Raw genomic sequence first — 22,847 nt, 5'->3', positions numbered from 1 at the left:
TGACCTCGCCGGACTGGTCGCTGTGGTCGGTGATCATCGCCAACATCTGGATCGGCATCCCGTTCAACCTGGTGGTGCTGTACTCCGGGCTGCAGCCGATCTCGCCGGACATCCACGAGGCCGCCGCGCTGGACGGCGCGAACGGCTGGCAGCGGTTCTGGAAGGTGACGTTCCCGCTGCTGCGGCCGGTGTCGGCGATCACGCTGCTGCTCGGCCTGGTCTACACGCTGAAGGTGTTCGACATCATCTGGATCATGACCAAGGGCGGGCCGAGCGGGGCCTCGACCACGTTCGCCACCTGGTAGTCCTGCCCTCGCCCGCTCCCCCGTCACGGCGCGCCGATCCGCAGCGCGGGCGGCACGATCTGCTCGTACGCAGGCAGGTGCTTGACCAGCCCGGTCGCGCGGTGGAAGGCGATGGCCGTGTCGAACGAGGTCCTCGAGAACCCGATCTCCGCCGGGATCTCGGCCCGCATGAGGTCCGGCAGCTCGGCCAGCGCCCTCGGGTCGATCCCCTTGAGGTAGACCGTCAGCATCCGGGTGATCTCGGCGGGATCGGCCTCGTGGATGAAGCGCTGCGCGCGCCCGAGCGCGTTCTGGAAGGCGGCGACCTCCTTGGGCTTCTTGTCGATGATCCGCTGGGTGGTGAACACGACGCCGTGCGCGGTCCGCTCCAGCCCGGGCACGTCGCCGGCGGCGGGCGAGATGAAGCGGGTGCCGATGCCGGCGGCCGCGGCCTGCTGGGCGATCGGCTGGAAGAAGGCCAGCGCGTCCACCCGGCCGGCCTTGAGCGCGCCCAGCGCCGAGGCGGCGGTACTGCCGAGGTTGACCAGTTCGCAGTCCGTGGCGGAGTTCAGCCCGACCCTCCCGAACAGGTACGTCACCAGCGCCTCGGTCCCGCTGCCCGGCCCCGTGATGCCGATCTTCTTGCCGCGCAGGGCGCGGATCCGCTGGTCGAGCGGATCGCCCGCGGCGGCGCCGGTGAAGGAGGAGCCGACGACCACGTCCACGTAGTACCGGTCCACCAGGTTGGCCACCAGCCGGCCCTTGTCGTCGATCCTGGCCAGGTTCAGCGCGTCGGTCAGCACCCCGGCGCCCAGGTCGATGCTGCCCGACTTGAGGGCCGCCGCCACCTTCGCGCCGGTGCCGAGCCGGGGCCGCTCGCCGAGCCTGACCCCCTCCTGGGTGAAATAGCCCTTCTGCTCGGCCACGAAGAGCGGGAAGAACGCGACGGAGTTGCTGATCTGGCCGACGTTCAGCACGCCCGGCGGCGTGGTGGAGCTGCGCTGCGCGCAGCCGGTCACGGCCAGGACGAGGGCGGCCAGGACCGGCAGGACCGCGCGCCGCACCGGCCACGGCACCGCCCACCTCACCGCCCACCTCACCGGCCGCCTCACTGCTCCGCCCCGATCGGCTTCCACCGGCCGACCCGGCGGTCGAGCAGCCCGACGACCAGGTTCAGCAGGGCCGCGATCACGCTCAGGACGACGAGGGTGGCGAACACCCCGGCGGTGTCGAACTGCGCGGCGGCGTCGTTGATCAGGTAGCCGAGCCCCCGGTTGGAGGCCACCAGCTCGCCGATCACGGCGCCGATGAGGGCGTACGGGATGGCCACCTTGAGCCCGGTGAGCAGCCCGGTCATGGACGACGGGACGACCACCTTGATCATGATCTCCCGCCGGCCGCCGCCCATCAGGCGCACGGCGTCGATCAGGCCGCGGTCCACCTCGCGCACGCCGGCGGCCGTGTTGAGGAAGACGAGGAAGAAGACCGTCGCGGCGGCCAGCAGCACCTTCATGTGCATGCCGATGCCGAACCAGACGATGAACAGCGGCGCCAGCGCCACCTTCGGGATCGCGTACAACGCCATGATGAACGGATCCAGCACCCGGTAGACGACCTGCGCCGAGGCCAGCAGGAAGCCGGTCAGCGCGCCGGCGACCGCGCCGACCAGGAAGCCGTACACCACCTCCTGCACCGTGATCCAGGTGTTGGACCACAGCGTCCCGTCCTGCTGCCACTGCACCAGGCGGGTCCAGATGTCGCTCGGCCGGCTGGTGAACGTGATGTCGAACCAGCGCTCGGCGGTCAGCTCCCACGCGACCAGCAGCGCCACCACCAGCGCCGCCCTGGCCGACCAGACCGTGACCGTGCCGCCGTGCCTGCTCCACCAGCTCCGGTCGAGGTTCACCCGCTCGATGGCGGTCATCGCGCTCCCTCCCGCAGGGCCCCGGTCAGCTCGCGGTGCAGGGCCACGAAGACCGGATCCACCCTTAACTCGTCGGCGTCCCTGGGTCTGGGCAGGTCGACGGGCCGGTCGAGCACGATGCGGCCGAGCCGGCCGAGCACCACGACGCGGTCGCCGAGCAGCAGCGCCTCCTCGACGTCGTGGGTCACGAACACCACCGTCTGCCCGCTCTCCCCCCACAGCCGCAGCAGCTCGGCCTGCAGGTCGCCGCGGAGCTGGGCGTCGAGCGCGCCGAACGGCTCGTCCATGAGCAGCGTCTCGGGATCGCCGGCCAGCATCCTGGCCAGGCTGACCCGGCGGCGCATCCCGCCGGACAGCTCGCGCGGGTAGTGCCGCTCGAACCCCTGCAGGCCGACCTTCCCGATCAGCTCCGACGCGCGTTCCCTGCGGCGCTGGGCGGGCACGCCGCCGATCTCCAGGGGCAGCTCGACGTTCTTGTGGACGCTGCGCCACGGCATGAGCGTGTCGGACTGGGTGAGGTAGCCCATCTCCGTACGGGGGCCGCGGACCGGCTCGCCCCGGTAGGTGACCGTGCCGGCGGTCGGCGTGGTGAGGCCGGCGAGCAGGTTGAGCATGGTCGACTTGCCGCAGCCGCTGCGGCCGAGCACGGTGACGAAGCTGCCCTCCGCGATCCGCAGGTCGAAGCCCTGCAGCGCGACGATGCCGACGTCGTCCTTGACGAACTGCTTGGCGAGGCCGCTGACCTCGATGACCGTACCGTTCCCTGGGCCGTTCCCTGGGCCGTTCCCTGGGGCGCTCATCGGGCGCCTGCCAGCAGGCGGGAGTTGTCGACGGCCATGGTCCTGATGTCCTTCTCGGTGAAGCCCTCGGCCAGCAGCCGGTCGGCGAGCAGGGCGAGGCCGTCCTCGACCGGCGGGTTGAACGGCTGGCCCAGATCGCTGGAGAGCACCGAGTGCTCGGGTCCCACGGCGGCGATGTGCTCGAACCAGGTCGCCCAGGAGACCTTGCCGGAGTGCGGCGTGGTGAAGCAGCGTTCGAGCAGGGCGCCCCGGGCCGCGAGCACCCGCTGCCGGTCGACGGCGACGCGCTGGGAGGTGAACTCCGGATGAGTGATCACGATGCGCCGCACCCCCTCCGCCACGGCCGCGTCCACCACCGTGTCGATCTCGTCCGCGCTGAGGTGGCCGGTGGCCAGGGTGAGGTCGTGCGCGGCGATCAGCCGCAGCACCTGCCGGGTCGGTTCCGGGACGGCGCCGCCGGGCGCGACCACCTCCACCGGGTCGGCCGCGATCCCCGCCTCCCGCAGCTCGGCCTGGAGCCGGGCCCACATGGGCGGCGTGGCCCCCTCCGGGTCGGTGGCCGTGCAGGCCCGCTGGTTGGCGCTGTCCACCGTGGGCAGCCACACGACCTGGGCGCCGCTGCGGGCGGCGATCTCGACGGCGATGGGGTTCATGCCGCCCACGGACGCGTTCAGGGTGATCGCGCCGACCGCCCCGAAGCCGGGCACCGCGGCCCGCACCACCGCCGCCCGCTCCGCCGTGGGCACATAGTGCGACTTGAGGACGAAACCGGCGAGCCCCACCTCGGCGAAGCGCGCCGCGAGGGTGAGGTCGTCGATCCGCCTGCGCATCACATCGGGCGCCACGTGGATGTGGATGTCGTAGGCGCCCGCGACCAGCTCGCGGGCTCGGGCGGAAGGCTTGGGATGGTCCGGCATGCCTGACCCCTAAATTGTCGCCATCTTGGTGGGACAAATTGTTAACAATATGGCCGACAACCGTCAAGGGGCCTCGCTCTCATTCCTGGCGGGCCCGCAGCGCCTCGATCACGCCGAGCAGGTGGCGGCGGGCCGCCCGCTCGGCCGCCTCCGGGTCGCCGGCGCAGATGGCGTCGATGATGGCCAGATGCTCGCCCAGCGACACCGCCGGCCGGCCGCGCTGCATGGCCAGCCGGAACTGGTGGCGTACGAGCTGGGCGCGCAGCCGCTCCAGCACGCCGCCCGCGGTGGACTGGCCGCTCAGCTCCCTGATGCGGCGGTGCAGCGCCTGGTTGGCGGCGGAGTAGCCGAGCACGTCGCCCGAGGCGACCGCCTCGGACATCCGCTCGCCCAGCTCGCGCAGCTCGCGGGCCTCCGCCGGGCCCACCCGCTCAGCGGCCTTGGCCGCGCACAGGCCCTCGACCACCATGCGCACCTCGGAGATCTCGATGGCCTCGGCCAGGGAGACCGCCCGCACCCGCGCGCCCCGGTTCTGGACCCGCTCCACCAGGCCCTCGTTGGCCAGCTGCAGGAGCGCCGAACGCACCGAGCTCCGGCTCGCCGAGAACCGCTCCGACAGATCGGCCTCGACGAGCCGCTGGTCAGGCACGAACTCACCCCGCATGATCCCGTCACGGATCGCGTCGAGCACCGTTCCCGGGTCTGTGGACACATTCCCTCTCTTAGATTGTCAACAATCATGTAGCCCATATCGTAACGACGATTGGCGCCCATGAGGTTGCCGTCAAGGAGGGAGGGGTGCCACCGTCAGCCGTGGCTGATGATCACCTTGCCGAAGCCGCCGCCCGGCTCGCAGTACGCGAAGGCGTCGTGGAGTCGCTCGAACGGGAACACCCGGTCGATCACGGGACGCACCCGATGCGCCGCGACGGCGCGGTTCAGCTCCAGGAAGTGGGCCCGGCTCCCGGTGGCGACCCGGTGCAGCGACGCGCCCGCCATGAACAGCGTCCCGGGGTCGATCGGCCGGGCCCCGGCGGCGCCGGACAGCCAGTAGCCGACGAAGGCCACCTCCCCGGTGGACGCGACCGACCTCAGCGACTGCTCCAGCGGGCCCGCCGCGTCCACGACCCGGTCGGCGCCGGCCCCGCCGGTCAGCGCGAGTACCCGCTCCGACCAGGCCGGATGTTCTCGATAGTTGATCACGTCGTCGGCCCCGAGCGCCCGCAGCCGCTCCGCCTTGGCCGCGCCGGAGGTCGTGACGATCACCCGGGCGCCGGCCAGCTTGGCGAACCGCAGGGTGAACAGCGACACGCCTCCCGACCCGAGCGTCAGCACGGTCGCGCCGGGGCGCAGCGGGCCGCCGGTGGTCAGGGCGTTCCACGCGGTCACCGCGGCCAGGGGCAGCGCCGCGGCCTCCTCGTACGACAGGTGGTCCGGGATCGGGACGACGCCGTCCTCGCTCAGGAGCGCGTACTCGGTCAGCACCCCGTCGATCGCGGTGCCGAGCTGGGCCGCGTTGTCGCGCCTGAACGGCCCGTCGAGCCAGCGGGGAAAGACGGTGGCCGCCACTCGGTCGCCCGGCTGCACCCCGCTCACGTCCTCGCCGACGGCCACCACCTCCCCCGCACCCTCGCAGCCCGGCACGACGCCCGGCCTGATGGGCAGCGGATACTCACCGGCCAGCACCCTCAGGTCCCGGGTGCCGATCGCGTTCGCCCGGATCCTGACCAGCACCTGTCCACGGGCCGGCTCGGGCTCGTCGCGGTCGTGCATCGTCAGCCCGGCGAGGCCATGCCCCGGTTCAAGGCGATAAGTCTTCATCAAACAGCCTTTCGTCATTGCCGACCGGCCAGGGCCGGTCACCCGCTCCGCGACCGGCCACCCCGGTGCAGGGTCGGTCGGTCGCTCTGGATCCTCTGCGGCGGCCTGACGTCCGGCAATTCCCCCGAGGGAATCGCCGAGTGTCGGGAGCTTCGGGTAGAAAGCTCCCGTGAGCCACGCAACCGTACGAAACGGCGTCGGGCCGGAGCTGAGCCGGTGGCGGCGAGCCCGCCGGCTCAGCCAGCTGGAGCTGGCGGGGCTGGCCGGCACGACGCAACGCCATCTGAGCTTCATCGAGAGCGGCCGTTCCCAGCCGGGGCGCGGGATCGTGATCCGGTTGGCCGAATCGCTCGGCCTGTCGCTACGCGAGCGCAACGACCTGCTCACCGCCGCCGGCTACGCTCCCGTGTTCACGGAGTCGGGCCTGGACGAGACGGCGTTGCGCCCCGTACGCGCCGCGCTCGACCAGATCCTGCACGGCCATCTGCCGTATCCGGCGCTCGTCGTCGCGCCGTACGGCCGGGTGGTGGCGGCCAACGACGCCATCGGGGTCTTCACCGAGGGCGCCGCGCCCGAACTGCTCGAACCACCGGTCAACATGTTGCGGCTCATGCTCCATCCGGACGGCATGGGGCCCCGGGTCCGGAACCTGGCCGAATGGGGCCGCCACGTCATCGAGAACCTGCGCGCCAGGGCCCGCCGCAGCCCGGACCCGCGCCTCGACGACTTCGTCGCCGAACTGACCGGGTACGTCCCCCAGGCCCCGCCCGGCCCCGAGCATCTCGGCTTCGCCGTACCGATGCGGCTGACCTGCGCGGACGGCGAGCTGCGGCTCATCACCACGCTGACCTCGTTCGCCACCGCGACGGACATCACGCTCGCCGAGCTCCACCTTGAGGCCTTCCTCCCCGCCGACCAACCCACCGCCGACCTCCTCCGAACCCGCGCCACCGACCCGCTGCCCAGAACCCCCGCAACCGGCCCGCTCGGGCACCCCTCGGCCGCCGGCGCGTGAGCCGCCGCCCTGGCCCGTTGCCCCGTCGAGCGGACGCCGGCCCCAGCCGGGGGCCGGTGCCCCCCTCAGCGGCGAAGCTCGCCGTCGAGGTCCTCTGCGGTCGCCTCCGAAACCCACCCGACGCCGTGTGCCCTGAGACAGGCGGACCCCGGTGCCCGAGCCACGACGCCCTGGGGATCCACTCGCGAACGGGCCGTACCAAGGGAGCCGGGGCGGGGGACGGTCAGGGCCCGGTGGCGGCAGGGTGAACGAGCGGGCGCGAACGAGCGGACGGGCGGACGCGAACCGGCGGGCGGATGCGAACCGGGCGGCGGGGGCGGGTGGCGGGCGGGGGCGATCAGTGCGGGGGTGTGAGCAGCGCCTCCACGACGTCGCGCAGGGGGCCGATCAGGTCGTCGGAGGTCGCGTCGCGCAACGGCTGCAGTCCGACCGCCGACCGCACGACCGCGACCCCGACGCCCAGCGCGACCACGAGTTCCGCCCGCAGCAGGCGTTCATCGTCGCGCCGCCCCCTCACAGGGGGTTCGCCGTCCTCCCGGCGCCCTCACCGGGGGTTCGCCGTCCTCCCCCGCCCCTCGCAGGGGTTCGCCGTCGTCCTCGCGCGGCCCCGGATCGCCCGAGGCTTCGAGGATCTGGCGGCTGAAGTCCTGCAGGGCCTGTCTGCGCAGGCTGTCCACGCGCTCGTCGCCGGAGACGCGCAGCAACATCAGCGCAGGGTGCTCGCTGAATTCCGGCCAGGCGCCGGCGGACAGCTGGCGGCTGAGGGCGGCGGCGAGGGCGGCGCGGTTCTCAGGGAACCGGTCGTCGCCACCGGGGAATCGGGAAGCGGATGCGAGGGCCGCCTTGAACAGGCCCTCCTTGGAGTCGAAGTACCGCTTGATCAGGGCGAGGTTGACCCCGACGTCCGCGGCGACGTCCCGGAGCGTGGTCCGGTCGTACCCGAGCCGGATGAACCGGGCGCGTACGGCCTCCAGGAGCGCCTGGCGGGTCGCCTCCGCGCTCGAAACGGGCGCGCGGCCGTTATGATCTCCTCGTCGTGAGGGGTCGGATCGGGACGAACCATGACGGCGGAGCCCGGACGCGCCGGCCGTGCGGCAGGTGAGGACGGCCGCCGAGGTGGACGCCGAGACGGTCAGCGAAGGGTCCTGTAAGGCCACCTGATTGCGAGGCGACGATGCGCGACCAGTTGCTCACCGCCCTGCGCGCCCGGCTCGCCACGGTGTCCGACACCGGCGACGCCGCCGGTGTGCTCGGCCCCGAGGCGGCGGACGAGGCCGAGCGACTGCTGGAGTTCCTCGCCATCGGCGACGGCGTGGACCAGGAGATCCTGCACGTGGCCGGCCTGCTGCACTGGCTGCGCGCCGCGGCCGGGCCCGAGGAGGGCAGGCAGGAGGCGTGGGCCCGGACGGTCGTCCTCCTGATGCCCCTCTATCTGGCCCAGCCGGACGCCCTGCCCGGCCAGGTGCGCTCCTCGTTCGCCGAGGCGCTCGGCCCGGACGAGCCGGTGGGCGAGGAGCGGGCGCACGCCTCCGCCGAGGCGCTGTCGAACCTGGCCATGTTCGTGCTCGAACGCTTCACCCGCCTCCGGCGGCCCGGCGACGGCGAGGCGTCGACCGGGCTGCTGCGCCGGTCCGCGTCCCTCCTGCCCGCCGGCCACCCCTCCCGCCCGACGGTCCTGAGCAACCTCGGGTACGCGCTCATGCTCCGCACCGCGCAGTCCCCACCGGACGGCGGCACCGAGCCACCGGACATCGACGAGGCCGTCGCGGTGCTCAGGGAGGCGTACCGGGACACGCCCAGGGAGCACTCGAACCACGCCCGCTGCGCCAACGGCCTGGCCCTGGCCGTGCGGGCCCAGGCCATGGCGAGCCGCCGCGACCCGGCGCTGCTGGCCGAGGCCGTGGAGCTGTTCCGCGCCGCCGTGGACACCGCGACGGACGCGGACGCGAACCTGCCCCAGATGCTCACCGACCTGGCGTCCTCGCTGCTGCTCCCGGTGGAATCGGGCGGCCGGGCCGATCCCGCCGCGCTCGACGAGGCCGTCTCCGCCCTGCGCAGGGCCGTACACCTGACTCCCGAGCGCGGCGCCGAGCGGCGCGCCCGGCTGAAGCTGCTCGCCGCGGCCGAGCTGCTGCGGTCGCCGAGACCCGCCGCCCCCGTCCGGCTCAGCCCGGAGACCCGGCGCCGCGTGGACGAGCTGACCGGCCTGGTCGGGCGGTCGATCCCGGCCACCGGCGGGGCCGCCTCGGACGAGCCGGACAACTGGCTCTCCGTCGCCGCCCGGCTGCTGGGCATCGCCCCGTCCGACGGCGAGGGGCACCACGCGCAGCTCATGGACCTGATGGCCGGTTTCCTGCGCGACCCGTCCGACGCCGGGCTGGAGCGCAAGGCGTTCGAGCTGCTGCGGCGTCGATCCGACGGGCTGAGCCCCGGCGACCGGCTCGACGCGATGCTCACCCAGCTCTACGCCCCGCCCGAGACGCCCCCGGCGCCGGTGGACACGGCGGGACTCGACGAGGTGCTCGGCCTGTTCGAGCAGGCGCTGCGGGAGCTGCCGGACGACCATCCCGAGCGCACGGCGCTGGAGCTGAACCAGGTCATGACGCGGCTCGCCAGGAACCAGCACGACGGGGCCGGGCGGATCGAGGAGACGGTCGCCCTGCTGACGCGCTCGATGGAGCTGCTGCCGGCGCTGATGAGCACCCTGAACCTGTCCGCCACCACGGTGGGCGACATGTCCATGATGAGCAACGCGCTGCTGTCGCCGTTCGAGACCCTCTCGGTGGCCGAGGAGGCGCTGAAGGGCCACCGCGCGAGGCTCGCCGCCCTGCCGGAGGACGACCCGGAGCACGCGGCGGCGCTGAAGGCCCTCGCCCACACGCTGTTCCAGCGCTACCAGCTCACCCATGAGGAATCGGACTACCAGGAGGCGACCGCGCGGGCCCGCCGGGTCGTCGCCGGAGGGACGGCGCACGCCACGCGGCTCGTGCTGGCGTGGGGGGTGGCGGCGCGGCTGCGGGCGATGTCGCCGCTCCCGCCGGACGAGCCGGGCCTGCGGTCGAGCGGCCTGGCCCGGCTGGCCTCCGACGAGGCCGTGTCCGCGATCGCCCGCGGCGACGCGCCGGCCGCGCTGGAGGCGATCGAGGAGGGGCGGGCGCTGCTGCTGTCCAGCGCGCTGAACGCGCGACGGGAGCTGGAGAACCTGCGGGCCGCCGACGCCGGGCTGGCCGGACGGTTCGTGAAGCTGCGCGAGCGGATGCGGGCGGTCGCCGCCGTGCACGGCCATGAGCCGACGGCGGCGGAGTTCGGGCGGCTGAGCGAGCTGGCCGGGGAGTGGAGCGAGCTGGCCGGCCGGATCCGGGCGCTGCCCGAGTTCGGGCGGTTCCTGATGCCGCTGCCGCTGGGCATGCCCGACCTGCGGCCGGCCGCCGCCGAGGGGCCGGTGGTGACCGTCAACGTCAACCCGCGCCGCTGTGACGCGCTGGCGCTGTGCGCCGACGGCGTCCGCCTGGTGCCGCTGCCGGACCTGCGGGCCGCCGACCTCGTCGAGCGGTCCGAGACGTTCCAGGCCGCGCTCGGCGCCTTACGGACCGGTACGGGTGCCATGGCCGGCCAGGCCCAGCGGGTGCTGCTGGACACCCTCGGCTGGTTGTGGGACGTGCTGGCCGAGCCGGTGCTGGACGCGCTGGACCTCACCGGGCCGCCGGAGGGCGGGGCGTGGCCGCGGCTGTGGTGGTCGCCGGCCGGGCCGCTCAACTCCCTCCCGCTGCACGCCGCCGGACGGCACGCGGTCGCCGGCGCGTCGGTCCTCGACCGGGTGGTCTCCTCGTACACGCCCACCCTGCGGGCGCTGCTGCACAGCCGCGCCCGTCCCGTGCCCGCCCGCCGTGCCGGTCTGGCCGTGGCCATGCCGGCCACGCCCGGGCAGGCGGCACTGCCGTCGACCGCGAGCGAGGCGGTCGAGGTCACCGCCCGGCTGCACGGGCTGTCGCTGATCGGCCCGGCGGCGTCGCGCGCCGCCGTGCTGGCCGCGCTGCCCGGCGCGAGCGTCGCGCACTTCGCCTGCCACGCCGGCAGCGACCCGGCCGACCCGTCGGCGAGCCACCTCCTGCTGCACGACGGGCCCCTGAGCGTCACCGAGATCAGCCGGCTCGACCTCGGCGACACCGAGCTGGCGTACCTGTCCGCCTGCGCGACCGCCCGGGGCGGCGCCAGGCTCGCCGACGAGGCGATCCACCTGGCCTCCGCCTTCCAGCTGGCCGGGTACGCCCAGGCCGTGGCCACGCTGTGGGAGATCGGCGACCGCGTCGCGTCGGCGATGGCCGCCGGCTTCCACGGCGAGCTGGGCGAGACGCTCGACGCCCCCGTCCGGATCCCCGGCGCGCTCGCGCTGCACACGGCCACCCGCCGCATGCGGGCGGCCATGCCGGGGCGGCCCTCGGCCTGGGCGGCGTTCCTGCACTCGGGAGCGTGAACACCCGGCCGTCAGCACACCTCAATGGACTCATTGCGGGCGCTTTGGCCATCCATGAATCCGTTGTTGGAAGCATGGCTAGGAAAGCTGGAGCGAGCCCGGCCGGGAGGTGGCGATGCCCCTGCGTCTGCGTCGGCTTTCTGTCCAGACGCGCCTCATCCTGGCCACGGCCGTGCTCTCGCTGCTCGGCTTCACGGGGGTCGCCGCGGTCGTGGACCTGCTGGTCCGCGGCCGGGTCGAGCAGGAGGTGTTCGAGAGCACCCAGCGGGCGGCCACCGAGTGGATCGGGTCGATGGGGACGGCGGACCCGCCGCCCGTGGCAACGTCGGACGTCAACCTGCTCCAGCTCGTGGACGTCAGCGGGCAGGTGGTGGTCTCCAGCCGGGCCGCCGCCGGCCGGCCGGCGCTGAGCGACATGTGGCCCGCCTCCGACGACCGGATCCAGCACGGCACCCGGTGCACCGCCGCCGGGTGCGTGATGTTCACCGCCACCCGGCCGTCGCCGCAGGAGGAGGAGCTGATGTGGGGCGGCGAGTCCCACGTGGTGTACGCCGGGATGGCGCAGCCGCCGATCCTGGGCACGCACCGCCTGGAATGGAGCCTGGCCGCCGGGGTGCTGGCCGCCACCGCCGTGGTGACCTGCCTGGCGGCGTTCCTGATCCGCCGGACGCTGCGCCCGGTGGAGGAGATGCGCTCCAGGATCGCCGAGATCACGGTCACCGATCTGGGCCTGCGGGTGCCGCCCCCGCCGGGCCGGGACGCGATCGCCATGCTGGCCCACACCGCGAACCTGACCCTGTCCCGGCTGGAGGCGGCGGTCGAGCACCAGCGTCACTTCTCCTCGATGGTCTCGCACGAGCTCCGTACGCCGCTGACCGGCCTGCGCGCCCGGCTGGAGGAGGCGCTGATGTATCCCGACACGGATCCCCGCACCGCGATCCGGGACGCGCTGACCAGCGTGGAGCGGTTCCAGATGATCATTGACGAGATGCTCATGCTGGCCCGCGTGCGGACGACCTCTCCGCACCGCCGCGAGCGGTTCGGCCTGGGCGCCCTGGTCCGGGAGGAGGCGACGAGCCGGAAGGCGGGCGTGCTGCTGCGGGTGCGCGTCCACGACGACCCGCAGATCTTCGGCAACCGCGTCCAGCTGGCGGAGGTGGTGACGAACCTGCTGGTCAACGCCGAGCGGCACGCCCGTACGTTCGTGGAGGTCAGCGTGGAGCGCTCCGGCGGGCAGGCGGTGATCGCCGTGTTCGACGACGGGGGCGGCATCGCGCCCGAGGACCGTGAGCGGGTCTTCGAGCCCTTCGTCCGGCTGGCCGACGGGCGGCAGCTCGACCCCGCGGGCAGCGGGCTGGGCCTGGCCATCTCGCGCGCGATCGCCCAGGCCCACCAGGGCAGCCTGACCGTCGAGGACTCGCCACGGGGCGCGCGGTTCGTGCTGCGCCTGCCCCTGGCGGAGGACGGCCACCATCCCGCCGAGGTGACCCGCGCCCGCTCCCGGTAGCGGAAATCGGACGGACGCCGCGGCCCCGGCGCCGGCCGATCCGCCGTCGCCTATCCGGCGGGGTCGACCTCGCTGAAGGATTTGCCCACGGCGATGTTGTCGTGCAGGAGCGTGCGGCTCGCGACCGCGGTGGGCCCGCTGTTCCACGCGGGCTTGTAGATGCCCCACTTGAGATAGCCGTGCGTGGACGCGTCGTCGTTGAAGGTGTTGGCACCGGTGGCGCTCACGACCTTGCGCCAGCCGGGGCTCTTGTGGGTCTGGTGCCAGCCGTCGATCGTCCCGTCAGTGCCGTGGCTCCAGTTGAACTTGAAGACGAAGTCGTGCCACTGCCCCGGTTTCACCTCGGCGAGGTCGAAGCTGGTCTTGCTGATGGAGCTCGGCGTGGAGCAGGCCCTGCCGTCGGAGTTGACCCGCAACCGCCACTTCCCCGAGGGTTGCACGCTGAGGAAGGCGCTGGGCGGCTTGTCGGGCTCGCATTCGTCGCGCCACGGCTTCCACTGGAACACGATGTCCTCGGCCGAGTCCTTCTGCCACGTGCTCATGATGTAGACGCTGAACCCGTAGTAAACGGTGTCGCCGGATCCGTAGTAACTGTCGTCGACCTTGAGCGTGTGGCTCTCCGCCCTGGTGCCGCCGGCGACCATCTGGTCGCCGTACTTCAGCTGGCTGCGCAGGGCGTACTTCCCGGTCCTCGGCAGGTCGTCCACCTGGATCGAGGTGCGGCAGCATTCGTTGAAGCCCAGCTCCGGGTTTCCGGAGGACCTCGACCCGTCCTCGTAGCCGAATCGCAGGGCGGCCGCCGCTCCGGCGTTCGCCGGGGCGTCCACCACCGCCAGCCCGGCGACGACGAGCACGGCCAGCGCCGCCGTCGATCTCATGGTCTTCATCGTGTTCGCGTTCGTCTCCCCAAAAAAGAGATACCCGCTGCCCCCGTAGCAGTGGGTATCGGCGTGGCCGCGCCACGACTGATCGCCACTCTACGGAGGCGCCACGGGCACCGGTGTCCGGTGAACGCCCTACAACGGGTGGTTGAGCTCCGCCAGCGTGATGAGGCCGTCGTCGAGGGCGCGGCCGACGAGCTCGCTCTTGGTCCGGGCGGCCCGGCCCACGTTGGCGTACTTCACCCGGACCCGCGTGATGTAGGTGTCCACGGTCTTGACGGTGATGTTGAGCTTGGCGGCGACGAGCTCCTTGGAGGAGGACACGAACCACGCCCGCAGCACCTCGGTCTCGCGCTGCGACAGGCGCGGCCGGCCGGGCGCGTCGTCGGCGACGAGCGCCCCCGACAGCGACGGCGCGGTGTAGGGCTCGCCGCGCGCGGCCGCCCGGATGGCGGGCACCAGGTGCTCGGGTCCCTCCCGCTTGGTCAGGTAGGCCAGCGCCCCGAGGTCGACGCATTTGATCGCGGTCGCGTCGTCGGTGTGCTGGGAGTACACGATCACGCGCCGGCCGTTGTCGACCAGCCTGCGCAGCTCGCCGAAGTCGGGCCGGCGCGGCACCAGCTCCAGGTCGAAGATCACCACATCGGCGGCGGCGCCGGGCCCGGTCCAGACGTCGGCGAGCCGGTCGCCGGCGTCGATCAGCTCGATCGGCGGCACCGCCTCGGCGCACCAGGCGCCCACTCCGGCGGCGATGGCCGCGTGATCATCGATGATCACCGCGGTGATCCGTTCCTCCGGCACGTTCACCTCAACTCGCCCCTGATGCTTTCATTCCTATCGAGATGACCTGTTGTCCGGAATGTCAGACCTAAGATACTCACCTGGATGATCGACGTCAGTGGAGATTCATGAACGAGCGTGGGAGTTTTCTCAGCGCGGTGGCGGCCGTCGTGCTGGCGCTGCTCCTCGTCCTCGGTCTCGTCACGTCCATCCAGCGGTACGTGGCCGGTCCGGACAGGAAGGACGGCGGAAGCGACGGCGGCGGCGACATGGTGCTCGCCCTGCCCACCACGGCCGACCTCTACCCGGCCAGGACCAAGCCGTTCACCAGGCCGAAGCACTGCGGCCTGGACCGCGCCACCCTCAGGACGCTCGCGCCGGGCGCCACCGAGATCCAGCGGAAGACGGGCTGCTCCTTCCTGATCAGCCCCACAGCCGTACCGGGCCTGCAGGGCGTGCTGCGCGTGAACTTCCGGGCGGGCACCCTCCCCGAGGCCATGCGCAGGTACGACCTCGCGACCAGCCAGGGCACCACCGGCCTGGCCGGCGACACGTGGCGCCGGGTCACCGGGCTCGGGGACGAGGCGATGGTCCGCTACCGGGACGACATCGGCGTCTCCGGCCAGGCCGAACTGCACTTCAGAGCGGGCACGGTGACCGCGGAGGTCCTGTATCGGATCGCCCGCGACACGGGCCAGAAGGTCCAGTCGGTGCCGGAGCGACCCACGGTGAACGCCGCCATCCGGGTCTCCGCCAAGGCGGCGGCCGCCATCGGGGCCAAGGTGACCCGCCCGGCGCGGGCCGCGGCGGCCAGGCGGAGCGAGCCCGCCCGCCAGGCGCCGGACCCGTGCGGCCTGGCCGGCGACGAGGCCCTGCTTGCGGCGGGTCTCGACCCCGCCCCGCGCCGGGGTGCCGGCGCTGACGAGCGGGGCTGTTCCTGGTCGTCCGCCGAGGGCGGGCGCTCCCTCCTGGTGCGCGTCACGTCGTTCCCCGGGAGCAGGCATCGCAACGGGGCGGCGGAGGCGGACCGGGCGTTCGTCCGGCTCTACCACGACACGCGGAAGGCCGCGCGCTCCTTCCACGCCCTGCGGGGGCCGGGCGATCGGGCCATGGCCGGGTACCGGCCCGACGCCGAGGTGTCCGGGGGGAAGGGGACGGCCGGCGAGGGCAGGGTCGCGTTCCGGGCCGGCGGGCTCCTGGTCGAGGTGACGTACGCCGGCACGTCCGGCGGCAGGCCGCTCACCGAGGCCGCCGCCCTGAACCCGGCCCACGCCATCGCCGAGGCCGCGGCCGCCGCGCTGCCGAAATGACCGTCAGGTGCGCGCCGCCCACCTCCCCTCCACCTGACCGGCTCGGTCGTCAGCGGGCCAGCCGACCCAGCAGCGCCGAGGCCGCCGTGATGCCGAGCGCGGCGGCCACGAGCAGGACCGCGAAGTCCAGCGGCAGGTGCGCGGGGATGCCGAGCAGCAGCCCGCGCAGCGCGTCCACCTCGTAGCTGAGCGGGTTGATCGCGCTGATGGCCTGCAGCCAGCCGGGCATGGCCGTGGTCGGGTAGAGCGCGTTGGAGGCGAAGAACAGCGGCATGGTGATGGCCTGGCCGATGCCCAGCAGCCGGTCGCGGGTCCGTACGATGCCGGCGATCGTCACCGACAGGCACGCGAAGAACGCCGACCCGAGCAGCACCGCCAGGATCACCCCGGCCAGCCGCAGCGGGTCCAGCGTCATGCTCACGCCCAGCAGCGCGGCGATGAGCACCACGACCACCGCCTGGATGATCGCCTTCACCCCGGCCGCGAACGCCTTGCCGGTGACCAGCGCGGCCCGCGGCGTCGGCGTGACCAGCAGCTTGGTCAGGACGCCGGAGTCGCGTTCCCAGATGATGTGGATGCCGTAGAAGATGGCGATGAACATGGTCGACTGGGCGATGATCCCGGGGGCCAGATAGTCGCGGTAGGGGATGCCGCCGGTCGGGATCACGTTGATGCGGGTGAACGTCTCCCCGAAGATCAGCAGCCACAGGGCGGGCTGGACCGCGCGGGTGTACAGCTCGGTACGGTCGTGGCGCAGCTTCTGCAGCTCCACCACGCACATCGCGACGACTCTGGCCGGGACCAGCCGCCACGCCGGCCGGGACCGCGGCGGGACGAGCAGCAGCCCCAGCGCGCCGTCAGCCGACGCGGGAGGCGGTGTTGCGGGTGCGGCGGACATCGCGGAACTCCCCTCCGTCATCGAAACCCGTGCCGGCGACGTCGCGGAAGACGTCCTCCAGGGTCGGGGACGAGCCGTCGCCGCGGCGGGCGCGCAGGTCGTCGGTGAGCCGGCGCGGCGTGCCGAACGCGCGCACCTGCCCCTGGTGCATGAGCGCGACCCGGTCGCAGTACTGCTCGGCCTCGTCCATGTAGTGCGTGGTGACCAGCACGGTCATCCCGCTGGCGGCGCGCACCGCCATGATGTGCTCCCACACGACGGTACGGGCGATGGGGTCGAGCCCGATCGTCGGCTCGTCGAGTATCAGCAGGCGTGGCGCGCTGACCAGCGCCTGGGCCAGTTCGAGCCGGCGTACCATGCCGCCGGAGAAGGTGCCCGCCATCCGGTCGGCGGCCTCGGCCAGCCCGACGGCCTCCAGCGCCTGGCCGACCCGGGCGGCGCGTTCCCGCCGGGGCACGTCGAAGACCCGCGCGAAGAGGGAGACGTTCTCGCGGCCGGTCAGGTTCGCGTCCGCCGACAGCTGCTGCGGCACGTAGCCGAGCAGGCGGCGCACCGCCATCCGGTCGGTGGCCACGTCGTGCCCGAAGACCCGGACCATGCCGGACGGGACCGGCAGCAGCGTGGTCACGCAGCGGATCGCGGTGGTCTTGCCCGCCCCGTTGGGGCCGAGCAGGCCGAACACCTCCCCGGAGTCGACCGCCAGGTCGAGCCCGTCGACGGCCGTGGACCGCCCGAAGGAGTACCGCAGCCCGGTACACGTGAGCGCGTCCCCTCCGGAGAGCAGCCCACCCGCGATGCCCCCGCCACCCGCGCCCTCGCCCGTGACGCCCCCGCCACCTTGTGGGCCGCCATCACTCGCCATGCCATCGCCGCCCGCCATGCCATCGCCGCCCGCCATGTCGTCATCGACCGCCATACCGCCGTCGCCGCCCGTCATGCCGTGGTCACCTCCTCCTGCAGGCCGTCGGCCAGCCTGCGCAACGCCGGGAGCGCGGCGGCCAGCGCGGCGCGATCGTCCTCGCCGAGCCGCGCCAGGTGCTCGCGTACGAGCGCCACGCGGCGCTCCTGCCAGGCCCGCAACCGCGCCTCGGCCTCGGGGGTGGCCAGCAGCCGGACGGACCGGCGGTCGTCGCGGCTCGTCTCACGGCGCAGCAGCCCGGCCCCGGTGAGCTGGTTGACCAGCGTGGACACCGAGTTGCCGGCCAGATAGAGCTCCTTGGCGGCGGCCGAGACGCTGATGCCGGGGCTGGCGACGACCAGCCGCAGCAGCTCGACCTGGGCGCCGCGCAGCCGCGGGCCCGCCATCTCCTGGCGCAGCCTGCGCCGGACCAGCCGGTGGATGCCGGTCATGACGCCGGCGAAGGCGTCCGGCAGATCCTCTGCACTCATGTCCGAAATATTAGCTCTGCTTACGATGTAATGGAAAGTGTCCTGCTCAAACCCCATCTACAGGACACTTTCCCCGGATGAGCCGCCGGACGCGTACCCGCAAGTACGGGGACCGGCCACGGCGGACCGGTCAGTCCTCGGCCACCACCGCGACCGGGCAGGGCGCGTTCTGGAGCAGGAACCGCGCCGCGCCGAAACGGGCGGCGTGCCCGCGCCCGACCACCATGAGCGTGGCCCGCCCGGGCCCCTCCCCCGGCCGGTATCCAGCCGGCTCGACCCGGACCTGCGGGTGCCGTGTCACCCATTCGGCCAGCTCCCCGTGCGCGGTCAGGGGCGCCCGGCGCAGCGACGCCTCGGTGAAGGCGAACTCGAGCACGGAGGCGTCCGGCGCCCTGTCGGCCACGACGACCGGCCCCGGTTGCGACGGCGGCGGCAGGGGGCCGGGACCGCGCACGACGACGACGGGGCAGGCGGCGTGGGCGGCGACGTAGCCGGCGACCGAGCCGACGACCGCCCTGGGCAGCGCGCTCAGGCCGCGTGACCCCACCACGACGAGGTCGGCCTCGCCGGACAGCTCGGCCAGCCGCCGGGCGGCGGAACCCTCGTACAGGTCGGTCTCGACCTTCAACCCCGAGCTGCTCGCGCGGGCGCATTCGGCGCCGTGCCACAGCACGTGCTCGGCCGCCCGGCGCAGGTGGGCCTTGACCTCCTCCTCCGCCTCGCCGTAGGGCCACTGCCAGGCGTGGACGACGGTCAGGGGCACCTTCCTGAGCTCGGCCTCGTCGAGCGCCCAGTCCAGGGCCTGCACCGAGAAGTCCGAGCCGTCGTATCCGAGCACGATCCCACCCATGTCAGCCCCCTTCCCTCCCAGCCTCTCCCCCGACCGCTTCCTCGCGTAGGGCCGTGCGACCGCGCCTCAGGGGCCGTTGGTCCCTCGCACGCCCGGCTCCTGGCAGCGCATGACACGTCAGCGTCGGCTTTGAGTCCTCATTTGAGTAGGGGGTACTCACGACAGTTCGCCGCGGTGGCGCCCATCCTGAAGAGGTCCTCAGCTCGGGAACGGAAGGAGATTCATGCACCTCAAGGCTCTCCTCAGGCAGCACCATGTGCCTGGACACGGCTTGGCGTAGCCTCGCCTGGGCAGCCCGGATCGACCACAGCGTCTCATCTCGCGCCGGCGCGGATGCGACGACGGGGACGTGCTCAACGCGCGGGAAGTCCGGATACCGGGCGCGCAGCGACACCCGGTGGCGATGGCGCCGTCCGTCTCGGCCCGGCGCGCCGAGCAGTCGCACGGCCGATCGAGCCGGCCATCCCATTGATCATCGTCTGCGCTCGCTGACGTCCACTTGGTGATTCACCCCCACGCAGAATGCGAGGTCGGGAGTTGATCGAAATTGTTCTCGGTGTGATCGCGAACGTACTCGGCGATTACATCACCGGATTGCTGACCAATAGGCAGACCGAGCGGAACCGAGCCGAACTGGTCGCGCAGATCGAAAGACAGATCACGGCAACTCAGGCACTGGACAGCAAGGTTGAGGCTACGGCCCTGGCGGTCCGAGAACTCGACGTGATCGTCAGGCAGGATCGGGGCCTCTCCTGGCAGGACGACCGCTTGGTCGTTCGGCCATCCGGACGGATCCGGAAAACGCTCCCGTCACCGCAGCAGGCGCTGGACGAGCTGGTCGCCAACATAACCGCACGCCGCCGCGAGCTGGGACTCCCGCTGACGTCCGAGGAGGCCATGGCCAAACGCGACGGCAGACCCGCCGAGGGCGAGCTCATCCCGCCGGAGCCACCCGCTCCGTCGGCTCCGGCGGCTCCGGCGGCTCCGGCGGCTTCAAAGCCAGATCTTCGAGCTGAGATTCTGAACCTGCCGACGGAGGTGCTTCGCGAGAAGGAGCGGCGCCGGAAGGAATCCGGGAGTGACTGACTCGATAGCACAACGTTTCGCCGATGCTGTCGGCCTTCATCTGATCGCCAATTTTCGGCCTGACGTGAAGCCGGGGACTCCGCTGTTTCTGGGCATCCAGGGCCCACCGGGCGAGGGGAAGACCTACCAGGTCGAGCGGATCCTGGAGAAGGAGAGCATTCATTCTGTCCTGCTGTCCGGTGGGGAGATGGAAAGCCCGAACGCCGGAGCTCCGGCGGCCAGAATACGAACCGCCTACCTGGAGGCCGGCATGTACGCCGACACGGGCACTCCAGCAGCGATGTTGCTCAACGACGCCGACGCTGCGATCGGCAGCTGGGGCGACCTGACCCAGTACACCGTGAACACGCAGAATCTGATCTCCGAGCTGATGCACCTGGCGGACTATCCGACCCGGGTGGAGGGCAAGCAAGTGCGTCGAATCCCGATCATTCTCACCGGAAACGACCTCACCCGCCTGTACGCTCCCCTGCGACGCAATGGGCGGATGCGTATTTTCAGCTGGCGCATGGATTCCGCAGAACGGGCCTCAGCGGTGCACTCGCTGTTCCCCTGGCTGAGGGAGCAGGAGGCCGGCGATCTCGTTCGTAGCTTCCCCGACCAGCCGATCTCCTTCTGGGCGGCGGTGCGACGCCGAATGGACGATACCGCCCTCACCACCGCTCTGCACAGGTACGGGCTCGGCGAGCTTGCCAAGCAGCTCGTCTTGGGCAGCAGGGTGCAGATCAACGACCATCCCCAGCCGATCGAGGACATCATCACGGTGGCCAAGTTCGTTTCCGCCGACACGGCACACGATTTCCTCTCGTCCTAAAACGCAGGGAACAGGTATGGCCATTGCCAGGACCGCCACATACACCGCGACCTACGCCCGTGGCGAACTCATCAAGCTCCAAGTGCATCGCATTCTGGCCCGCTGTTCTAATGACCAGGTTCACATCCGCAATCTTCTCCGTGGGGTGGAACGACGCTGGATCAGCGAGATCTCCATCTACGGGCTGGACCAGTTCGGTACCTGTCATGTCGAACTCTTCGTCAAGATCGACTGGGGCCGGCACATGCTGCACATGTCCGCTGGGCGGGACACGGTCCAGGTCGACGCAGGCTGGCAGGACGGCGTTGCCACCGAGATCGATCTGGCACTGCAGAAGTTCGAGCTGGTCACCCGTGAGCTCGGGCTCCGCAAGATCGTGCATAGCCGCTACGCCTACGGCGTCGACCGGGACATGGCCAACCGAGAACTCGGCATGAGCCCTGCGAACCCGGTGCAGTGGCGAAGTGGCTTCTACGGCACCACCATGAGCATCCCCGAACTGGACGAGGTCACCGCCGGCATCAACCTCGCCGGTAACGGCTAGAGAGCGGCCGGTCAGGGGCGGCCGGCCGCGATGCTGGTACTGCGGTCACGCCACCCCGCTGACGTGCGGAGTTCTCAGCGCACCGGCAGCCCCGTGACCGCGCGGCCGATGATCAGGCGCTGGATCTCCGACGTGCCCTCGAAGATCGTGTAGATCTTGGCGTCCCGGTGGAAGCGCTCCACCGGGTGTTCCCTGGTGTACCCCGCGCCGCCCAGGATCTGGATCGCCTGCTCCGTCACCCACACCGCCGTCTCACCCGCCACCAGCTTCGACATCGACCCCTCGGCCTGCTCGAACTGCCTGCCGTTGCGGGCCATCCACGCGGCCCGCCACGTCAGCAGCCGGGCCACGTCCACGCGGGTGGCCATCTCGGCGAGCAGGAAGGCGATGGCCTGGTTCTCGCCGATCCGGCGGCCGAACTGCTCGCGTTCGCGGGCGTAGTCCCTGGCGTACTCGAAGCCGGCCCGCGCGATGCCGACCGCCATCGCGGCCACCGACGGGCGGGTGGTCTCGAACGTGCGCATCGCCGCCTGCTCCCCCGCCCGCTCCCCCTTGCGTACGCGCGCCAGCCGGGCCTCCAGCTTCTCCTTGCCCCCGAGCAGGCACGAGCCCGGCACGCGGACGTCCTGCAGGATCACCTCGGCCGTGTGGGAGGCGCGGATGCCGTGCTTGCGGAACTTCTGTCCCATCGACAGCCCGGGCGTGCCGGGCGGGATGACGAAGGACGCCTGGCCCCTGGTGCCGAGCGACGGGTCGACCGAGGCCACGACCACGTGCACGTTCGCGATGCCGCCGTTCGTCACCCACGTCTTGACGCCGTTGAGCACCCAGTCGTCCCCGTCCTGGACGGCCCGGGTGCGGATGGCGCCGATGTCGGAGCCGGCGTCCGGTTCGGAGGCGCAGAACGCGCCCAGCTTGACGTCGTTCTCCGTGCCGAACATCTGCGGCAGCCACTCCCCCATCTGCTCGGGGGTGCCGTTCGCGGCCAGGGCGGCGGCGGCCAGGCCGGTGCCGGTGATGGACAGGCCGATGCCCGCGTCGCCCCAGAAGATCTCCTCGAACGCCACCGGCAGCGCCAGCCCGCTCTCCTCGAACCACTGGGTGGCGAAGAAGTCGAGCGAGTACAGCCCGATCTTGGCCGCTTCCTGGATGACCGGCCAGGGGGTCTCCTCGCGCTCGTCCCATTCGGCGCCCGCCGGGCGGATCACGTCGCGGGCGAACGCGCGCACCCAGTCGCGTACCTCGGCCACGTCGCCGCTGAGCTCCGGACAGAACCCCGTCATGTGCTGCACTCCTCGAACCGTCCCATGCGTTACCGGTGGTAACACCCTACCGGCCGGTAGCGGCGCCAGGAATGCCCCGGCAGCCCTCAATCAGGTGCGGGCGAAGGTCGGATCGCCGGTCGACCTGCGGGCGAGGGAACTGTTGCTCCGTGGTCCGGCAGGCGTACTTCGACCGGACGCGAGGTCCCGGCGTCCGCGCAGGCGGTCGTCGTGGCCCGCTCGCCCGTGGAGATTCCGTGGCCGGATGTGCGCGGCGGCCCCCGATCTTCA

23 protein-coding genes are annotated in these 22,847 nt (G+C 72.2%); 8 read left to right on the top strand and 15 right to left on the bottom strand.

Going from position 1 to position 22,847, the window contains the following annotated elements; all coding sequences use genetic code 11:
- On the top strand, nt 1-305 hold a 305-nt coding region (locus AB0J69_RS29045; RefSeq protein WP_364123376.1), incomplete at its 5' end, for a sugar ABC transporter permease.
- Nucleotides 306-328: 23 nt separating this feature from the next.
- Here AB0J69_RS29045 and AB0J69_RS29040 read toward each other — a convergent pair.
- The 6 genes from AB0J69_RS29040 to AB0J69_RS29015 all read right to left on the bottom strand — a co-directional run bounded on the left by AB0J69_RS29040 (nt 329) and on the right by AB0J69_RS29015 (nt 5,746).
- Nucleotides 329-1,384 carry an ABC transporter substrate-binding protein gene (locus tag AB0J69_RS29040; protein WP_364123374.1) on the bottom strand — a complete coding sequence of 352 codons (1,056 nt, stop codon included), beginning with the start codon at nt 1,382-1,384 and terminating at the stop codon, nt 329-331.
- A gap of 8 nt (nt 1,385-1,392) precedes the next feature.
- Entirely contained in the window at nt 1,393-2,208 is an 816-nt protein-coding gene (locus AB0J69_RS29035; protein WP_364123372.1) for an ABC transporter permease, read from the bottom strand.
- Nucleotides 2,205-3,008: an ABC transporter ATP-binding protein gene (locus tag AB0J69_RS29030; RefSeq protein ID WP_364123370.1), complete on the bottom strand. Its 804-nt coding sequence runs from the start codon at nt 3,006-3,008 to the stop codon at nt 2,205-2,207. The genes AB0J69_RS29035 and AB0J69_RS29030 overlap by 4 nt, the downstream gene beginning before the upstream one ends.
- Nucleotides 3,005-3,925, bottom strand: a complete 921-nt coding sequence (locus AB0J69_RS29025; protein ID WP_364123368.1) for a DUF6282 family protein — start codon at nt 3,923-3,925, stop codon at nt 3,005-3,007. The genes AB0J69_RS29030 and AB0J69_RS29025 overlap by 4 nt, the downstream gene beginning before the upstream one ends.
- Nucleotides 3,926-4,004: 79 nt before the next feature.
- Nucleotides 4,005-4,637 (bottom strand): GntR family transcriptional regulator, encoded by a 633-nt coding sequence (locus AB0J69_RS29020; RefSeq protein ID WP_364123366.1) that lies wholly within the window; start codon nt 4,635-4,637, stop codon nt 4,005-4,007.
- A 95-nt stretch (nt 4,638-4,732) separates the two neighbouring features.
- Nucleotides 4,733-5,746, bottom strand: coding sequence for an NAD(P)-dependent alcohol dehydrogenase (locus AB0J69_RS29015; protein WP_364123364.1), 1,014 nt, complete (start codon nt 5,744-5,746; stop codon nt 4,733-4,735).
- 169 nt (nt 5,747-5,915) lie between these two features.
- Here AB0J69_RS29015 and AB0J69_RS29010 point away from each other — a divergent pair, with 169 nt between their 5' ends.
- The gene (locus AB0J69_RS29010) at nt 5,916-6,761 is read left to right on the top strand and encodes a helix-turn-helix transcriptional regulator (RefSeq protein WP_364123362.1); all 846 of its coding nucleotides are present in this window, start codon (nt 5,916-5,918) and stop codon (nt 6,759-6,761) included.
- Between the two features lie 337 nt (nt 6,762-7,098).
- On the opposite strand, the gene AB0J69_RS29005 is transcribed toward AB0J69_RS29010, so the two are convergent.
- Both AB0J69_RS29005 and AB0J69_RS29000 read right to left on the bottom strand, forming a co-directional pair.
- Nucleotides 7,099-7,278 (bottom strand): hypothetical protein, encoded by a 180-nt coding sequence (locus tag AB0J69_RS29005; RefSeq protein ID WP_364123360.1) that lies wholly within the window; start codon nt 7,276-7,278, stop codon nt 7,099-7,101.
- Nucleotides 7,256-7,918 carry a helix-turn-helix domain-containing protein gene (locus AB0J69_RS29000; RefSeq protein ID WP_364123358.1) on the bottom strand — a complete coding sequence of 221 codons (663 nt, stop codon included), beginning with the start codon at nt 7,916-7,918 and terminating at the stop codon, nt 7,256-7,258. The genes AB0J69_RS29005 and AB0J69_RS29000 overlap by 23 nt, the downstream gene beginning before the upstream one ends.
- Nucleotides 7,919-7,935: 17 nt before the next feature.
- On the opposite strand from AB0J69_RS29000, the gene AB0J69_RS28995 reads away from it, so the two are divergent.
- Together AB0J69_RS28995 and AB0J69_RS28990 are read left to right on the top strand one after the other, a co-directional pair.
- A complete protein-coding gene (locus AB0J69_RS28995) occupies nt 7,936-11,235 on the top strand; it encodes a CHAT domain-containing protein (protein WP_364123356.1) in 3,300 nt (1,099 codons plus the stop codon).
- 115 nt (nt 11,236-11,350) lie between these two features.
- Complete coding sequence (locus AB0J69_RS28990) at nt 11,351-12,742, top strand: HAMP domain-containing sensor histidine kinase (protein ID WP_364123354.1); 1,392 nt, start codon at nt 11,351-11,353, stop codon at nt 12,740-12,742.
- 50 nt (nt 12,743-12,792) lie between these two features.
- Here the strand turns inward: AB0J69_RS28990 and AB0J69_RS28985 are convergent, their stop codons facing one another.
- Nucleotides 12,793-13,620 carry a polysaccharide lyase gene (locus tag AB0J69_RS28985; protein ID WP_364123352.1) on the bottom strand — a complete coding sequence of 276 codons (828 nt, stop codon included), beginning with the start codon at nt 13,618-13,620 and terminating at the stop codon, nt 12,793-12,795.
- Nucleotides 13,621-13,758: 138 nt separating this feature from the next.
- Entirely contained in the window at nt 13,759-14,424 is a 666-nt protein-coding gene (locus AB0J69_RS28980) for a response regulator transcription factor (protein ID WP_364123350.1), read from the bottom strand.
- A gap of 107 nt (nt 14,425-14,531) precedes the next feature.
- On the opposite strand from AB0J69_RS28980, the gene AB0J69_RS28975 reads away from it, so the two are divergent.
- On the top strand, nt 14,532-15,713 hold the full coding sequence (locus AB0J69_RS28975) for a hypothetical protein (protein ID WP_364123348.1): 1,182 nt from the start codon (nt 14,532-14,534) through the stop codon (nt 15,711-15,713).
- 49 nt (nt 15,714-15,762) lie between these two features.
- Here the strand turns inward: AB0J69_RS28975 and AB0J69_RS28970 are convergent, their stop codons facing one another.
- The 4 genes from AB0J69_RS28970 to AB0J69_RS28955 form a co-directional block, all read right to left on the bottom strand.
- On the bottom strand, nt 15,763-16,611 hold the full coding sequence (locus AB0J69_RS28970; protein ID WP_364123346.1) for an ABC transporter permease: 849 nt from the start codon (nt 16,609-16,611) through the stop codon (nt 15,763-15,765).
- Nucleotides 16,571-17,548, bottom strand: a complete 978-nt coding sequence (locus AB0J69_RS28965; protein ID WP_364123344.1) for an ATP-binding cassette domain-containing protein — start codon at nt 17,546-17,548, stop codon at nt 16,571-16,573. Before AB0J69_RS28965 ends, AB0J69_RS28970 begins: the two co-directional genes overlap by 41 nt.
- Nucleotides 17,545-18,000, bottom strand: coding sequence for a MarR family transcriptional regulator (locus tag AB0J69_RS28960; protein ID WP_364123342.1), 456 nt, complete (start codon nt 17,998-18,000; stop codon nt 17,545-17,547). The genes AB0J69_RS28965 and AB0J69_RS28960 overlap by 4 nt, the downstream gene beginning before the upstream one ends.
- Nucleotides 18,001-18,130: 130 nt before the next feature.
- The gene (locus AB0J69_RS28955) at nt 18,131-18,850 is read right to left on the bottom strand and encodes a universal stress protein (protein ID WP_364123340.1); all 720 of its coding nucleotides are present in this window, start codon (nt 18,848-18,850) and stop codon (nt 18,131-18,133) included.
- A 537-nt stretch (nt 18,851-19,387) separates the two neighbouring features.
- Between AB0J69_RS28955 and AB0J69_RS28950 the strand changes: the two genes are divergently transcribed.
- From AB0J69_RS28950 to AB0J69_RS28940, 3 genes are read left to right on the top strand one after another with little or no spacing between them, the layout of a single operon-like run.
- A complete protein-coding gene (locus tag AB0J69_RS28950) occupies nt 19,388-19,936 on the top strand; it encodes a hypothetical protein (protein ID WP_364123338.1) in 549 nt (182 codons plus the stop codon).
- The gene (locus AB0J69_RS28945) at nt 19,929-20,750 is read left to right on the top strand and encodes an AAA family ATPase (protein ID WP_364123336.1); all 822 of its coding nucleotides are present in this window, start codon (nt 19,929-19,931) and stop codon (nt 20,748-20,750) included. Before AB0J69_RS28950 ends, AB0J69_RS28945 begins: the two co-directional genes overlap by 8 nt.
- A gap of 16 nt (nt 20,751-20,766) precedes the next feature.
- Nucleotides 20,767-21,294 (top strand): hypothetical protein, encoded by a 528-nt coding sequence (locus tag AB0J69_RS28940; protein ID WP_364123334.1) that lies wholly within the window; start codon nt 20,767-20,769, stop codon nt 21,292-21,294.
- 74 nt (nt 21,295-21,368) lie between these two features.
- Here the strand turns inward: AB0J69_RS28940 and AB0J69_RS28935 are convergent, their stop codons facing one another.
- Nucleotides 21,369-22,577, bottom strand: coding sequence for an acyl-CoA dehydrogenase family protein (locus AB0J69_RS28935; RefSeq protein ID WP_364123332.1), 1,209 nt, complete (start codon nt 22,575-22,577; stop codon nt 21,369-21,371).
- Nucleotides 22,578-22,847: the final 270 nt, after the last annotated feature.

Source organism: Nonomuraea sp. NPDC049709, from assembly GCF_040674815.1.
In the GTDB taxonomy this organism is placed as follows: domain Bacteria; phylum Actinomycetota; class Actinomycetes; order Streptosporangiales; family Streptosporangiaceae; genus Nonomuraea.
Note: the sequence above shows the minus strand (reverse complement) of the source record. Positions and strands in the feature narration are given on the sequence as shown.